Origin of the sequence: Pseudomonas sp. ok272 (assembly GCF_900109995.1) — a bacterium.
Classification (GTDB): Bacteria; Pseudomonadota; Gammaproteobacteria; order Pseudomonadales; family Pseudomonadaceae; genus Aquipseudomonas.
Map to the genome: position 1 here is coordinate 141,620 of NZ_FOCB01000012.1, position 15,414 is coordinate 157,033.

A 15,414-nucleotide genomic window follows, 5' to 3' on the forward strand; every position below is an offset into this window, starting at 1 on the left:
TACTCACCACTGGCGTTTGTCTGGGCGTTCGAGGCCGAGTTTTTCGATTCGATAACGCAGCATGTCCCGGCTCAAGCCCAGCAACCGCGCAGACTTGGTGACGTTCCAATCAGTCTTGTCGAGCATCTTGCGCACCATGTCGCGCTCAACTTCTGGCAAGTTCATCGACTCGCTGTCGTTATACATCGGCCGAGGCTCGTGTGGCTGCACGTCCTGCAGCGCCGGTAGGTCATCCACCAGGCTCAGGCAAACGTTCAGTTGATGTGCGGCGATAGTATCGCTCTGAGCAAGCAACACGGTTTGCTCAAGCATGTTGCGCAGTTCACGCACATTGCCGGGCCAGCTGTAGCTGAGCAGCAATCCTTCGGCCTGTTCGCTGAAATGCAGGTGCGGTTTACCATAGCGCTTGCCATGGCTGGCAAGGAAATGCCGCGCCAACAACAGAATATCCTGACCTCGTGCATGCAGCCGCGGGACCTTGATCGAAATAATGCGCAGGCGAAAGAACAGATCCCGACGGAATTTTCCCTGCTGAACCATCTGTTCGAGGTTGCAGTTGGTGGCGCTGATCACGCGAAGATCGACCTTGCGCTCCTTGACAGAGCCCACGCGGCGGATGGTCCGGTCTTCGAGCAGCTTGAGCAGTTTGGCTTGCAGTAGCAGGTCCATCTCCCCTACTTCGTCGAGAAAAAGTGTGCCGCCATCGGCCGCTTCGACCAGTCCGACACGGCGATCCTTTGCGTCGGTGAAGGCGCCTTTCTCGTGACCAAACAGTTCAGATTCCACCAGGTTGGACGGAATCGACGCGCAGTTGAACTCAATGAACGGGCCTTTGCTGCGCGGCCCGTCGAAGTGCAGCGCCCGTGCCACCAGTTCCTTGCCGGTTCCGGTCTCGCCTTCCACCAGCACGGGCGGCAGGTCAGTGTTGTCCATGCGCCGCTCAGCGTTGAGCAACTGGGCAATGGTGCTCTTGAGATATTGCATGGGCGCAGATTCGCCAATCAGCGCCTGAACCCCCGATTTTTGGGCTTCACGCTCCTGATAAAATGACAGGGTGCGCTCCATTCGGTCAGTGGCCAGGGCCTTGTCCAACAGCAACTTGAGCTCGGGCAAGGCCACCGGCTTGGTGACATAGTGAAAAGCGCCCTCCTTCATGGCGATCACCGCATCCTCGACGTTGCCGTAACCGGTCATCATGATCACCTTCAGATCAGGCGCACTGACGCGCAGCTTCTGAATCAGATCATGCCCGCTCATGCCCGGCAGCGAGTTGTCGGTTAGCACGACGTCTGGAGTGAAGGCAGTCAATTGCTCCAATGCATCTTCAGCCGAATGGCAGACCGTCACCTCGAAGTTCTTGCGTTCCAGGTAGGTCTGAATATTCTCGGCGAGAAGTTCGTCATCCTCGACTAGCAGTATGCTGTGCTCCATATTCCTCTCCCGTTGCCACTTTGAAAGTGAGTCGCACGCGGGTTCCTTCCTGTTCTCGGCTGGTCAGTTCGACCGAGCCTTCGAAACGCTCCATTATTCTTTTAACCAACGCCAGGCCGACGCCCAACCCGCCTTGCTTGGTGGTAAAAAATGGCTTGAAGACCATCTGTTGTTGCTGTGGGCTCATGCCTTTACCCGTATCGCTGAGGGTCATGCTCAGTTGCCCCCGCTGCGGCGACTCGATCTCGATCGTCAACACGCCGCCCTTGGGCATGGCTTCCAGGGCATTGGCAAACAGGCTATTGAGAATTTGCGTGAGCAGCACTTGCTGGCTGACGACAGACTCAACCGCCGGCGCACTGAAGTGCACTTCGACGTTGGAACGTTGAATCTGTGCCTCAAAGGCGCTCAGGGTGTCTTCAAGTGCCAACACCAGATCCACCGCTTCTGACTCATCGTTGGCCGGACGCAAGGACACCAGAAGCTCACGGACCCAACGTGACATGCGGTCGACCTGGCTGATAATGTCACCGATGTTTTTCTGCGCACTCTGGCTTGCGATGTCAAGCGCCAGTTCGGCGCTTGACCGGATGGTCGCCAGTGGATTGCGCAAACTGTGGGCAATGGCTGAAGACATCTCCCCCAGCGCGACGAAGGTTTCGTTGGCTATCAGCTGTTTTTGCTGACTTTCCAGTAAGCGGGCGGCGCGCCGTACGATCCAGAACAACGCCAGGTAGATCATGAGTCCACCCATGAGCGTTGCCAGCCAGATACTCTTGAAGCCGCGCTGGATACGTGCCACCAGATCCGCAGGCTCCTTATAGATTTCTACCATGGCGATGACGTGGCTTTTGTCGGCGTTGAACATCGGGATGTAGTTTTCGACAAACAGGTACAGGGGCTCGCGCAGCAGTCGCTGCTCAGGACGTTCATCATCAATTTCATGGTAGCTGGTGGACACCGCCTCCTTCATTTCAAAGGATTGATCCAGTTCATCGTCGTTCTCGATACGCACGCCGATGAGTTCTGGATTGGTCGACCAGACCACCGTGCGATCAAGCGCATAAACGGTGGCCAGGAGGAGATCCGGCAGGTGCTCCACGTGGTCGAGAAACTCGATACGCGCAGCCGCTCGGGTCGCAGGGGGAACGTCCGGATAAGCGTTGTCCATGCGAGGATCGAGCATTTCGCCCATGGTGTGGTTGGGCGTAATCGAGGCGTGCCGGATCTCGGCCGCGCCAATGGCCTGGATGAACTGGGCGGTCAGAATCGAATCCCGTTCAATACTCTCCTTGACCACAAAGCGCGTGGAAATGTAGCCCAACCCAAAGGCGACTGCCGCGATGATCAGAAAGCTGCCTGCAGAAAACCAGCGCAACAGGTTGAATTGCCCTCGCGAGCCCATACGCTGGAGTAACGCCGAGTCGGAGACCTTTTCGGGAGGTTCGAGTAACGGCATGGATGTCCCCCGGTGGCTGCTTTCAGCTTTTGTATAAGCGGTTCGGATCAGTGTAGGCGGCAATGATCAATACGAGCGACAACACTGATGGTATTTAGCCGCTACTGCTTTTTTATTGCCAGTGGGTGCTGGCGATCCGTCTCTTGCTGCAGAAAACCGATGATTGCCTGTGCCGAACTTTCATCCAGTCGCAGGTTGGGCATCGAGATTTTTTCGTAACGCTCGAACAGTTCCAGCGCAATAGGATCCTTTTCCGCCAGCATACGGTCCGGCTCGCGGATCCAGCGGCTCAGCCACGCAGGCGAGCGCTGGCGAGTCACACCGATCAGGTCGGGGCCGATATTGCGCATACCGATGCCCTGCCCGTCCTGCGGGCCGAGGCTGTGGCATGAGGCGCAACGGGTACGAAACAGCTCCTCGCCGTTGCTCGGCGGTCGAATTTGCGGAGCATTGGCATAACTTTCTTCAAGGCTGGGCTGCTTCCAGTTCTGCAAGGTGTTGGCCAATTGATCGGCCAGAATCCATGGACTTTCAAAGGGCGAGGCCTTCATCCAGCGGCCGGTTTCCTGGTTGCCTACGATCAAACTGAGGTTATGGTCCTTGGTCCGACCATTGTCGACACCTTCAATAAACAACCCGAGCTTGTGCCGCAGCTCAGTGACCGCTTCGAATTCTCCCGTGAGAAATTGCCAGCCTGGGCCGACCTTGAAACGTTGCGCATAAACCTTCAACACTTCGGGCGTATCACTCAACGGGTCGATACTGATGGAGTAGAAAAAAATGTCCTTGCCGACCCGGTCACCCAGCAGTTTCTGCACTTGGCGAAGACGCGCCGTTTCCAGCGGGCAGGAGTCGCTGCAAGTGGTGAAGATAAAGTTGATCACCACCACCTTGCCCTTGATCAGGTCATCGAAAAAATGCATCTGCTGGCCGTCCTGATTGGTCAGTAGGGTATTGGGGAAATAGTCGCCACCCCAGGGTGTCGCTTGTTCGCTGATCGGTGACGGCTCGACCTTGTGGGTGACCCACATCTGAGCGCCGAGCAGGTAGATGACCAACAGCAACACCAGGAGCATCCCCGAAGCGCGTAAGCGCGGCGCATGCAGGAAATTATCGGCTAACCGGCGGCTCATTTGGTCACCTGTACCTGGGGACCAAAGCCATCGCCATTGCGGAAGGTAGGCAATGCGGCCGAATTGACATAGCGCACGCCATCCCAACTTGGCAGAGGAGTCGGCATCAACTGGAATTGCCCCGGCTTCTCAATGTCCCAACGCAACAGCATGGAATTGTCCTCATGCTGGGTGTTGTGACAATGCTCCATGTAGGTGCCGGCAAACTCACGGAAGTTGATCGCCATCTCGACGCTGTCCAGCCCATCGCTTTCCGAGCCGATACGGTACACATCCTTTCGAGCCCACTTTTCCCATTCCGGTGGAGTCTTGCCGCCGCGACTGAGGATGATGCCTTCCTCGAAGTGCACATGCACCGGATGGCTCCAGCCCTTGCCGCCGGCCTTGATATTCCATACTTCCAGCGTGCCGAACCCGGCTGTGCCCGCATCGGTGGGACCGCTGGCCAACTGGGCCGAAGCATTGAGCCGCCGCGGGTCCATGTGGAAGCCGAAACCGCCATCGGTCTTGACAGTCCACGGCGCTTCGTCGGTGCCGTCGGAGCGGCCGAATATGAATGTGCGGTGGCGGGCCTTCGCCAACAGCGCCTTGTCGGCCGCATTGTCGCGGTGCAATTTGAGCGGGATCATCACCAGCCCTTCAGCCTTGCCCGGTTTGGCGGGCTCGTAGGCAGCCGGGTCCATGGCCAGATCCTGGCCGGTGTAGGCCTTGACGTTGAACTGCAACACCTTGCCGACCGCCGGATCACCCTTGTCCCACTGCGGGCCTTTGCTCGACGGCTTGATCACGGCCAGGTATTTCTCCGAAAGCACATCGCCAAGTGGCACGGGCTCTTTCGGGCCCTTGCCATCGTCATGCACCAGCAGGTTGACCAGGAACAGCTTGTCCCCGGGCTTGATACCGTTCTTCGAGAAATTGACGATGATGTCGAAGCGCTCGGCGATGCCCTGGGTCGGTAGGATTGCGTTGTGATTTTGCTTGTCGCCGTCGGCATCCAGGTCCATGGAGCCATCGAAAGGCACGCTGTGTTCCATGATGTTGCCGTCGTTGGCGATCATGTGGAACGGCACACGGGCATAGGACACCCCGGAGCCTTTGGGCCCCTGAAACTCGCCACTGGAGCCTTTGACTTCACGCACCATAGCCAGCTTGTAGTAGCGCGACACTGAGCCGTTGAGGATGCGCAGCCGGTAGCTGCGCGCGCGCACGTCGAGGGCCGGCTTCCACTGCCAGTTCACCAGCATTTGATCGCCGATAAAGCCATCGGTGTTGAACGGGTTGAACCACAGTTGGCCGTTCTGATCCCAGGCCTTGTCGGCAAGCACCAGGTTGACGTCGTAGTCGCGGTTGCCCCAGGCCAGTGCGCTACCACTGGGAAAGCGTAGGTTGACACCATCGTTGACCGACTCGTTGCCGCGGTCCAGGGCGCTGTAGTAGTTCATCATCGCCGCGTTGCCCTTGTAGACGTTCTGCGCGGTGAAATCGAGCATGTGGTCGTGGAACCAGTGAGTGCTCATGGTTTCGCGCCAGTCGCCGCGGATCTTGATCGTGCCGTTTTCGCAGGTCTTGCGGCTCGGGTTAGTGTCGTTGGTCCACAGGGTTTCACCAGGCGAACACGGGAACGCCGCGCGTGGATCATGTGCGTCCGTGTTGATGCTGTCGTATCCGGCCAGTTGAATTGGCCAGCGATAGTCATAATATTGCCCGGGGAAGAAAAACGCGTTGGCATAGCCGTCGCTTTCCGCAGGTGCGTGACCGTTGTGCTCATGGGTGCTGATGGTGTGCAGGCCAAACCCCATGTTGGCCGACGGGTCAATCGGCAAACCGTTGTAATGGCGCATCAGCACGGGCTGCCCGTAGCGCACCATCAATAGTTTGGGTGGCAAGGTGCCGTCGAAGGTCCAGACCGAGTTGTGATTCTGCACGGGCATGCTCGGGTGGAAGCGTGCATCGACCCCCCTGGCCGTGCCATCGGTTACCGGAACGCCGGCAACGTTGTGATAGAGACCGCCGGGACCGAATTCACCTAGCGCATAACCATGCATCTGCCGGCTGTCCCTTAGACCACCATTGGTTCGGGCTCCAGTCTGTACGGTCTTGTAGGCCAGTTGTGGGTAAAACTCATTCCAGCGTTGATGAGACCAACCCTTGCCTGGCGGACGCCCTTCGGCAGAGGAGCCAATGCGGCGGTTGAGAAAATACTCGATCTGCGCCTGCCACGGATTGCGATCCACAATGTTGGAAAACTGGCTGGGGAACGGTGTCAGCCCCGGTTGGCGCAAGAAGGCATCGAGTGCCGCACCCGGCGGTGCACTGCGTGCGGTGCTGGTGGGGTCTTGTTGTGGCAACGGGCCAATGGCCGCCGGTGGAAATCCCAGCGGTGCAGCCGGTGTGGTCGGATCGAGCTTTTCCGGACCAAACTCTTCGAACAGCAGCAACTGCTGGGTAAACGGTTGGGCGCCGAATAGCGGGCTCGGTTTGCCATTGGTGGGGTAATTGAAGTTGGTCTGGACGGTCGGCGGCAGGATGTTCTCCTGACGTATGGTGTCACGATTACCTTTGGCGCCATCGGGCAGGTCAAAGGAATCCAGGTTGGCTTCCGGCATGCTCAAGATCGCATTCAAGGCTGCCGGTTTATCTTCCGGCTCATTGTAGTAAGCCGAGGGGTCCGAAGGCTCAGGCTGTCGCTCGTCGTCAATGGGGCTGGCGCGCACCAGCGTTGAGCCCAGCAACATTGTCAGCAGGACGCCAAACCACACGAAGGGGGGTCGCTCTGTTCTGTCCATCACCAGCCGCCTCGAAGTTTTGAAGGGGGTAATGGGGGTAAAGCAAAGACCTCGCCAGATTGTAGTAAATACTTACAATGAAATTAACATATTTAAATTCAATTACTTAACGGTTCCATTCAGCCATGACCAGGAAAGATGGCTGGGGAACGACACCCGCTAACGGGGAAAGTTCACCCCCGATTTGCGGGGGACCAACTTGAATGATAAATGAACGCAGGTGCCCTTCCCCTCGAGACTCTGCAAGCTCGCCGAGCCGCCGAAGCGCTCCATGACCTGTTTGACCAGTGCCAGGCCGACCCCAAGTCCGCCCTGTTTGGTGGTGAAAAACGGACGAAAAGCCATGCTGCGTTGCTCTTCGTTCATGCCTCTGCCGTTATCACCCAACACGACACTGACACTGTGCGCATCGCTTGAGTCCAGGAGGATCGTCAAGGTGCCGCCCTTGTCCATGGCCTCCAGAGCATTGGACAACACACTGCCGAGAATCTGGCTCAACGGCATCGGCTGGCTCAGTACCAGCGGTGTGTATTGCGGCTCGAACTCTACCCGGATCGAAGCCCTGGCAATCTGCTGCTCGAAAGCCACCAGGCTGTCATACAGCGCAGCGACCAGATTGACCGGTTCGGCCTGCTCGCTGAGTGGACGCAAGGATTGCAGCAGCTCGCGAACCCACTTCGACATCCGGTCGACCTGGCCAACAATGTCGTTGATGTGCTTGTGCGCAGCGCCACTGTCGAACTCCAGCGCCAGTTCGGCACTGGAACGAATGGTTGCCAAAGGGTTGCGCAAACTGTGGGCCACGGCCGAGGACATTTCGCCCAGAGCGACAAAGGTTTCGTTGGTGACCAGCTGTTTCTGCTGTGCCTCAAGCAGTATCGCGGCGCGGCGCATTATCCAGTACATCCCCAGGTAAATCAGCCCTGCGCCCACGGCCGTGGCGAGCCAGATCAGCAGCAAGCCACGGGCCATGCGGTCGATCAGGTCATTGGGCTCCTTATAGATCTCGATCATCGCCGTGACCTTGTCGCCATCGGCATCGAACAAGGGAATGTAGTTTTCAATAAAGATGTATTTCGGTGGTACGACAAACTTCTGCTCCATGCGGCCTTCGTCGACACTGTGGTATCTGGCCGACACCGGCATTTTGGAGCTGAAGGCCTTATCCAGGTCTTCATCGGTGTGGATCGTCGTGCCGATCAAGGCCGGATTGGTCGACCAAATCACGCTGCGGTCAGTGGCGTAGATGTTCGCCAGTATCACGTCCGGCAAGTGCTCGATATGGTCGAGAAATTCACCCCGTGCACTGGCGCGGGCCTGAGGGTCAACGTCAGGAAAGTCCCGGTCATGACGCGGGTCGAGCAATTCGCCCATGGTCCTCACGTTGGGGATCGAGACATGGCGCACTTCAGCCGAGGCAATGGCCTTGAGGAACTGAGAGGTCAACAACGCATCACGGTGCACGCTCTCGTCAATCACGAATTGTGTCGAGACGGCACCTAGAGCCACCGCCACTGTAGCAATCACCGCCAGGCTGATCATCGAGAACCAGCGCAGCAGATTAAACGGCGGTTTACGTGACCCCGGGCGATCATCTGTCTGGTCGGTCCGAAGTGTTTTAGTCAGCACGCTCATTGACATTGTTTCCGACGGTTCCCCTCTAAGGTTATAGCCCACTTGCCGGCGTTTGCCCGACTCCGGGTACGGTTCCCCAACCCGCCCCCCGCTGGCCCCACCCCACCCAACTGTGGGGGCAGACGCCCGCTGGGCGGATCGGCTCGTAGCCGGTCCGACACGCTACGGGCCACTCAGTCCGTGGCTCCCAGGGCTACCGCCTGCAATTGGTACGGAACTTGCCAAAACCCTCCCAACTGGCCCACCTCCGAGGGGCAGGTCTCCAATAGAGGGAATACACATGCACCCTTTACTGTCCAAAACGACGGTGGTTCTAGTCGTCAGCGCACTGGCCCAAGGTATCGCTCAGGCGGCGCTGTTTGCCGTCGATCCCGGGCCTTACACACCTGCCAACGGAGGCTTCGCGGCCTGGTATCAGGACAGCCATGGCCGAACCCTCGACTTGTGCCTGTCCAAGGCGGTGAGCTCCAGAGTGCCAGGCGCGCCGGGAGCACCTACTTACATGTGCAACCTGCTGCCGACCCCCGGAGTGTTTGATGACGCACAACCGGTGGTGTTTCCCACCAACTTCCCTGATGAAGCATTCTGGTTCACGGCTGATGCCGCCATAGTCGATGCTGGCCGAGGCATCAACCTCGCCTACGGCTCAGCCATCGAAGCAGCATTTTCCGCCGGAGAGCCGATCGAAGGTGATCAGATCAGCTTTGCCCGCGTGCGGATTCGCGTCGATGTGCCCACTGCCGGCACGTACATCATCACCCACCCTTACGGTGTCGAGGTGTTCAAGATCGACACCCCCGGACGCCGAGCGATCAACATGACACGGGACATCGGCATCGGCGCGCCGAAAACCTACGATGGCGCCCTCAAAGGCGATATCGGCCCGTTCCTGCGCAGCGTCAACGGACCCTATACCGAAACCAACCCGGTCAGCGGTAGCGCCGAGCAATTCATCGGTGATCCAAACCTCAACGAAGCAGTGACCGGCAGCCCGTTCAACACCAACTTCATTCGCATTGAAGGGCCTGGCGGTCTGGACTTGCGCAGCACGGTGTTCGCAATCTCGGGCAAGTTGTCGGCCGTGGTACGCCCGACCCCCCTGATCATTCAGCGCAGCACCTACTCGCGTAAAGCGGGTGATAGCGCGCCCGTCGCTCAGCAGGACGTGTTTGTCCTGGCGCCACCGCCTCCGGCCACTGTCGCGCTGACCAGCAACTCACCCGCGCTGGACCTGACCGAGGCCGACACCACGGGTAGCTGGTATGCCCAGAGTTCGATCAACCCGAGCTTGCCGAGCACCTTGCAAGTCACCGCCGACAATCATCTGGCGATTGCCAGCAGCACGCCGACCACCTTGCCCATGGCCCTGACCGACCTGGTGGTGATCCAGCGTGCCGAGTACAGCCTGAGCTCCGGGCAACTGACGCTCGTGGCCTCGACCAGCGATGAAACCTCGCCGCCGGTGCTGACCGCAACATCCGACAGTGGTACCGCCATCGGTGCATTGAGTGGTGACGGTGCGGTGAAAAGTCTGGCCACTGGTATCTCGCCGATTCCACCGGCCAAAGTCCGCGTGACGTCATCCAACGGCGGCAGCGATACCGAAGAAGTGGTCATTGTGCAATGAACGCTCACATGCCCAGATCCTCATCAGGAGGCATCATGAACAATTGGCCACGCCTGGCGCTCAACGCCCTGGGACTGACTCTATCGCTGTCCGGCAGCGCCTTCGCGCAACTCGCTGCCGTCGACCCGGGCCCCTACACCTTTGCCACGGGGAAATTCCCCATTTGGTATCAGGACAATAACCTGCTCTCGATGGAACTGTGCCAGTCGCGGGCGGCGAGTTCGCGGGTACCGGCCAGCGTGCCACCGGCCTATATGTGCACGCTGCTGCCGGAGCCGGGGATCTACGACGACACCCAGCCGATGGTTTTCCCGGATAACTGGCCGCCTGAAGCGTTCTGGTTCCTGGCCGAGACCAGCATTCCCGCTGTGGGTAACAGCGGCTTTGAACTGGACGCCTACGTGGCCGGGATAGAGGCCGCCTTTGCCTCGGGAAACCCGGTGGATGGCGATCAGCAAAGCTTCGCGCGAATCCGCATCAGAGTCTCAGTCCCCACGGCGGGGGTCTATACCATCACCCACCCGTACGGTGTGGAAACGGTCAACGTGACCACCTCCGGGCGCCGGGCAATCAACATTACCCGAGACATCGGCATCGGTGCTCCAGGCAACTTCAGTGGAGCCGTAAACGGTGCCATCGGTCCCTTCCTGCGCAGCCTCAACGGGCCTTATACCGAAGTGAACCCAGACACGGGGGCTATCGAAAGCTTTATCGGTGACCCCAACCTGACTGAACTCGTCACCGGCAGCCCCTACAACACCAACTTCGTACGTATCACTGGCCCGACGGGCAGCATCCAGACCAGCCTCTTCACGGTTGCCGGCAAGGTGCTCGACAGTCGTGCGCAAACACCGGTGGAGATTGCCCGCGCAACGTATCGGCGGACGCCCGCCGGCAGCGGCAGCAACACTCGGGTCGAAGTGTTTGCCCAGGCCCAGAACAGTTCGGACCTGTGCTGGCGCGAATCCATTGCCCTGGTCCCCGGCCCACCGTTGTCACCTTGTCAGATCAACCTGACTGGCGATAACAACGGTCTTTACTTCGGCGAACACCTGCTTAACGGTGCCGTGCCGCCAGTGATCGTGGTGACCGCCACCAACCCGGCCGGTACGACACGCCCGACAGCGGTGTCGAGCAAGCTCACTGATCTGGTGAAAATCCAGACCGCGCGCTACAACTGGGCCACCAGCAGCCTGCTGATCGAGGCGACGTCAACCGATGAAGTGGCCATTCCTGACATGGTTGCGCAAGGCTACGGGCGACTGTCGAAAAACGGCACGTTGCAAAAAATCACTGTCGCGGACCTGTCGCAGCCACCGGCCAGTGTCACGGTCATATCCGCAGCAGGTGGTCGTGATACCGAAGCCGTCGTGGTGGTCGGGACGGCCCCGGACATAGGCGCGAACCAGCCGCCGGTGGCCATTGCCGACACGGGCAGCACCAGCTTCGGCGTACCCATCACTCTCAACGTACTGGCCAACGATAGTGACCCGGATGGCAACACGCCCCTGAGCATCACTTCATTGACCCAACCGGCCACCGGGCAAGGCACGGTGAGTTTGAGTGGGAGTACCGCGGTGGTCTACACCCCACCGGCGGTGGTCAATGCACCGCTGACCACCACGTTCACCTACAAGGCACAGGACGCCAAAGGCCTCGCCTCGACCGTTGCCGCCACCGTGACCATCACGGTGACGCCGAACCAGCCACCGGTGGCGGTCAACGATGCCGTGGCGACCCTGGGTGTTTCCATTCCAATCAATGTGCTGGCCAACGACACTGATCCGGAAGGCAACGTACCGCTGGCAGTCGCCAGCTTCACTCAACCTGCGGCGGGTCGCGGCACGGTCAGCAGCAACGGCACGGTTCTCACGTACACCCCTCCCGCTACGGTGACAGCAGCCTTCACCACAACCTTCACCTACGTCGCACGGGACAGCTTCGGTGCCCTCTCGACCGCGCCTGCCACGGTCACCGTGCAAGTCTCGCCAAGGCCGGCGGCTGAAACCTTTACGGTCACCACCGCAACCGTCTCGGCACGCTCCAACAATCGCTTCACCTGGGACTTTGCAGGCACCTCGTCGGTGATCACCGGCAACACCATCACCCTCCAGGTTTCCACGCCGACAGGACTGGTCACCCTGGGCAGTACCACGGTGCCGGTGACCGGACGCTGGCGCCTGACGGTGAACAACACCACCACAGTGGTACCGTCGGCGAACCCCACCGCAACCATTACCTCGTCCCAAGGCACCGTACGCACAGTGTCGGTGACCGCGAACTGAGCCCGCGCCCCATCAGCCTTGCGCTGATGGGGCCGGTCTCCTGCCAAAGGACCCTACCATGAACACTGCGAGCGCCGCCCTGCTCTGCCTGCTGACGATTTTCAGCAGCACGGGCGTGCGGGCTGACGATTTGATGGAAAACGATGACCTCGGGGCCGCCACTGACCTCGGCGAGTTACCCGCGCCTGTTGGCCAACAAGCGCTGATCGATCAGAGCGGACAGGCCAATGTCGCGCGGGTGCAACAGAACGGCCAGTCAATGCTGGGCACCATCGTCCAGTCGGGCAGCAATCAGGAAGCCTACATCCTGCAACATGGCAACGACCTGATGGCGACGATCACTCAACAAGGGAGTGGCAACAGTGCCGGCATCACCCAGGCCGGCAGCCACAACCGCGCACAGATATCCCAGAACGGCAATAACAACGACGCCACCATTGACCAGGCGGGTGCGGGGCTACAAAGCGCCGTCAACCAATCGGGTAATGGCATGAGCGTTTCAGTCAAACAATATCGCTAAAGCACTGCACTACCTGGAGGTTTCATCATGTTTAAATTGACGCCCCTCACCGCCGCCATCCTGGTCATTGTTAGTGCCCAGTCCATGGCTGACGACAGCCTGTCCACCCAAAACCAGTCCGGTACGGCAAACATCGCCGCTGTGAAACAGAGCCAAGCCTCGTTCAGCACCGCCACCCAGCTGCAGTTTGGCGAGGGCAATGATGCGGCCGCCGTGCAGGACAACGCCACCGGCGCCATCGACCAGCATCAGTCTGGCGATTACAACGCCGGTTACGCGGAACAACTGTTCGAGAACGCCAGCACCATCACTCAGCAACAGTTCGGCGTTTTCAACATCAGCCACGCCAGCCAGTCAGTCGGCGCAGGTGGCAACGTAGCGGAGCAACTGCAGCAAGGGACCGGCAACTTTTCGTTCATTTATCAGGACACTCAGGACGGCACCTCCGGCAAGACGTTACAGTTTGGTGACGGCAACGAAGCCTACATCGAGCAGATTGACCCGGGCATCGCCAACAATGCCGTGATCACTCAGTACGGCAACCTCAACTACGGCACCGCTGAACAGATATTTCACACGGCTGGCCAGATCGATATCCAGCAGTCTGGCGAAGGCAACTATGCCTACGGCGATCAGCGCAACGGCGTAGGAGGCAACCTGACAATCAACCAGTTCGGCGATTACAACGGCACCGAAGTCTGGCAAGACACCCAGACCGCCAGCCAGACCACCATCAATCAGTACGGCCAGACCAACGAAACCGTGGTTGACCAAAGCTTTGGCCAGAACAACGTTGCCCAGGTGCTGCAGGTGGGCGATGTCAATGCCATCTACGCCGACCAATTCGAAGCGGTCGGCTCGAGCCTGGCGCTGTACCAGCAAGGCACAGGCAACGTGCACTTCACCTATCAGGCCGGTGAAAATCACGTGCTCACGGCCACCTCACTGGGTAACGAGAACAAGGTCTACGCCAGCAACTGGAAAGGCCCGCAAGCAGGAGGCCAGTTTGGCAGCAACCAGCGTGCGACGATTAACCAGAGCGGTACCGCCAACGCGGCCAACTTCACCCAGGAGGGTGTTGGCCACATCATGACGACCCATCAGTCGGGCGTCGGCAACCAAACCATCGTGAGTCAGGCCGACAACTTCAACGAGTTGTATTTCGAGCAGAACGGCAGCGACAACATCCTGATCGCCGACCAGCGCGGGACCACCAACCTGGCCCTGGGTTCGTCCAACGGCACCGGCAACAGCACCGAGTTCGAACAGTCCGGCAGCGGCAACCAGGCATTTACCACGCAGTTGTATGGCAGTGACAACCAGATCACCGTCAAGCAGGCAGACACAATGAACGTGGCGTATGTGACGCAGGGTGGGACAGGCAACATAGCCAGCGTCGACCAGAGTGGCGTGACGCAAATGGCGATTGTGCAACAGTACGGTTCGGCCAACCAGGCGACTGTGTTGCAGCAGTAAGCCCGAGGCCGATATAAACCGCGGTGCTTTCAGACAGGCCGCGGTTTTTTTGCGCCGATTTTTTGGGCTGACTCACACGAAGCCCTCGGCAGGTGCAAAGGGTGTTCGCGCCTGCCAAGGGCCTGGGGTGTTGCCAAGGACTGTCTCCATCGAGACAGTCCTTGGAAAGACGTTACTCGCTGTCCGAGTCGATCTTGTTTTGCGACAAGTAACGATCCAGGGTTTCGTTCGGCGCTGGGACGCTATTGTCCCCGGCCACCTGCCACAAATTGCGTTCAATCCCCTGGGCCAGCAAATGCCCGACCGCCGACTCGATCGCCGACAACACACACAGCTGCGCCGGTTCGTTGGTGGTGTAGCCGACTTCTGCTTCCAGCAGTTTCTTGAACTCGATGAACTTGAAGACTCCTGCACTGCGTCCGACCGAATAGATGGTCTTGCTGGTCATGACATTGGCCAGTACCTGGCCGCTGCGCACATCCACCGCCCGCAGGTTGACCGAGACCTGATCGACTCGATACTCCCGGGAAATGTCGATGCCCAGGTACCGCGCCCCTTCCCCGCCGCTACGCACGTTGGTGTCGTAGGCAACGATGCCGCCTTCAAGCATGAGGTTCGCTGCCTGCAGCGGTGGCAATTCACCCTGGATATTGACCGGGGTGTTGGCCTTTTTCTGGGAGGCTCGAATGATCTTGCGCTCGGTCAGCAAGTTTTGCAGCCCCTCACGTTCGAGTACCACGAACCAGCCACTGGCCTGCATGGCGTCCATCAACATGCTGGCCGCGCCCTGGGTCACACTCGTGGAAAACGAGCTGGCCGGGGTCGGTTTGTACTGCCCGGTTTGATCGCGGAAGTTGTAAACCACGGCCATCAAGCGACCTTTGGGTCGGGGCATTTTCAGCAAGTCGTAGTAGGTCGACGCTCGTGGCGTCAGGGTTGGTGCTTCGGTGTCCTGCTCGGCCGTTACTGTGTCGCGCAGGCTGCAACCTTGTAGGGTCGCCAGCAACATCCCCAGCATCAGTATTTTTTTCATGTCCGTTACTCCCCCTCGCCCCAAAACTC

General features: G+C 59.2%; 10 protein-coding genes. 4 read left to right on the forward strand and 6 right to left on the reverse strand.

Annotated elements, in window-relative coordinates:
* Nucleotides 1-3: 3 nt before the first annotated feature.
* The 5 genes from BMW74_RS17945 to BMW74_RS17965 form a co-directional block, all read right to left on the reverse strand.
* A complete protein-coding gene (locus tag BMW74_RS17945; RefSeq protein WP_093424477.1) occupies nucleotides 4-1,431 on the reverse strand; it encodes a sigma-54-dependent transcriptional regulator in 1,428 nt (475 codons plus the stop codon).
* Nucleotides 1,400-2,836: a sensor histidine kinase gene (locus BMW74_RS17950; RefSeq protein ID WP_256562606.1), complete on the reverse strand. Its 1,437-nt coding sequence runs from the start codon at nucleotides 2,834-2,836 to the stop codon at nucleotides 1,400-1,402. The genes BMW74_RS17945 and BMW74_RS17950 overlap by 32 nt, the downstream gene beginning before the upstream one ends.
* 155 nt (nucleotides 2,837-2,991) lie before the next feature.
* Nucleotides 2,992-4,023, reverse strand: coding sequence for an SCO family protein (locus tag BMW74_RS17955; RefSeq protein ID WP_093424484.1), 1,032 nt, complete (start codon nucleotides 4,021-4,023; stop codon nucleotides 2,992-2,994).
* Nucleotides 4,020-6,809 carry a multicopper oxidase domain-containing protein gene (locus tag BMW74_RS17960; protein ID WP_093424487.1) on the reverse strand — a complete coding sequence of 930 codons (2,790 nt, stop codon included), beginning with the start codon at nucleotides 6,807-6,809 and terminating at the stop codon, nucleotides 4,020-4,022. The genes BMW74_RS17955 and BMW74_RS17960 overlap by 4 nt, the downstream gene beginning before the upstream one ends.
* 159 nt (nucleotides 6,810-6,968) lie before the next feature.
* On the reverse strand, nucleotides 6,969-8,444 hold the full coding sequence (locus tag BMW74_RS17965) for a sensor histidine kinase (protein ID WP_093424489.1): 1,476 nt from the start codon (nucleotides 8,442-8,444) through the stop codon (nucleotides 6,969-6,971).
* A gap of 280 nt (nucleotides 8,445-8,724) precedes the next feature.
* Between BMW74_RS17965 and BMW74_RS17970 the strand changes: the two genes are divergently transcribed.
* From BMW74_RS17970 to BMW74_RS17985, 4 genes are read left to right on the forward strand one after another with little or no spacing between them, the layout of a single operon-like run.
* Complete coding sequence (locus BMW74_RS17970; protein ID WP_093424492.1) at nucleotides 8,725-10,071, forward strand: hypothetical protein; 1,347 nt, start codon at nucleotides 8,725-8,727, stop codon at nucleotides 10,069-10,071.
* Between the two features lie 35 nt (nucleotides 10,072-10,106).
* Nucleotides 10,107-12,356, forward strand: coding sequence for an Ig-like domain-containing protein (locus tag BMW74_RS17975; RefSeq protein ID WP_093424494.1), 2,250 nt, complete (start codon nucleotides 10,107-10,109; stop codon nucleotides 12,354-12,356).
* A gap of 58 nt (nucleotides 12,357-12,414) precedes the next feature.
* Complete coding sequence (locus BMW74_RS17980; RefSeq protein ID WP_093424497.1) at nucleotides 12,415-12,876, forward strand: curlin; 462 nt, start codon at nucleotides 12,415-12,417, stop codon at nucleotides 12,874-12,876.
* Between the two features lie 27 nt (nucleotides 12,877-12,903).
* Nucleotides 12,904-14,352: a curlin gene (locus BMW74_RS17985; protein WP_093424499.1), complete on the forward strand. Its 1,449-nt coding sequence runs from the start codon at nucleotides 12,904-12,906 to the stop codon at nucleotides 14,350-14,352.
* Between the two features lie 172 nt (nucleotides 14,353-14,524).
* Here BMW74_RS17985 and BMW74_RS17990 read toward each other — a convergent pair whose 3' ends face one another.
* Nucleotides 14,525-15,385 (reverse strand): CsgG/HfaB family protein, encoded by an 861-nt coding sequence (locus BMW74_RS17990; protein WP_093424502.1) that lies wholly within the window; start codon nucleotides 15,383-15,385, stop codon nucleotides 14,525-14,527.
* Nucleotides 15,386-15,414 lie beyond the last annotated feature (29 nt).

Bases quoted from the DNA above. Each gene is read 5' to 3' on its own strand.
- BMW74_RS17975 (WP_093424494.1), top strand. From the start codon at position 10,107: ATGAACAATTGGCCACGCCTGGCGCTCAACGCCCTGGGACTGACTCTA.
- BMW74_RS17980 (WP_093424497.1), top strand. From the start codon at position 12,415: ATGAACACTGCGAGCGCCGCCCTGCTCTGCCTGCTGACGATTTTCAGC.
- BMW74_RS17965 (WP_093424489.1), bottom strand. From the start codon at position 8,444: ATGAGCGTGCTGACTAAAACACTTCGGACCGACCAGACAGATGATCGC.
- BMW74_RS17985 (WP_093424499.1), top strand. From the start codon at position 12,904: ATGTTTAAATTGACGCCCCTCACCGCCGCCATCCTGGTCATTGTTAGT.
- BMW74_RS17970 (WP_093424492.1), top strand. From the start codon at position 8,725: ATGCACCCTTTACTGTCCAAAACGACGGTGGTTCTAGTCGTCAGCGCA.
- BMW74_RS17990 (WP_093424502.1), bottom strand. From the start codon at position 15,385: ATGAAAAAAATACTGATGCTGGGGATGTTGCTGGCGACCCTACAAGGT.
- BMW74_RS17955 (WP_093424484.1), bottom strand. From the start codon at position 4,023: ATGAGCCGCCGGTTAGCCGATAATTTCCTGCATGCGCCGCGCTTACGC.
- BMW74_RS17960 (WP_093424487.1), bottom strand. From the start codon at position 6,809: ATGGACAGAACAGAGCGACCCCCCTTCGTGTGGTTTGGCGTCCTGCTG.
- BMW74_RS17950 (WP_256562606.1), bottom strand. From the start codon at position 2,836: ATGGGCTCGCGAGGGCAATTCAACCTGTTGCGCTGGTTTTCTGCAGGC.
- BMW74_RS17945 (WP_093424477.1), bottom strand. From the start codon at position 1,431: ATGGAGCACAGCATACTGCTAGTCGAGGATGACGAACTTCTCGCCGAG.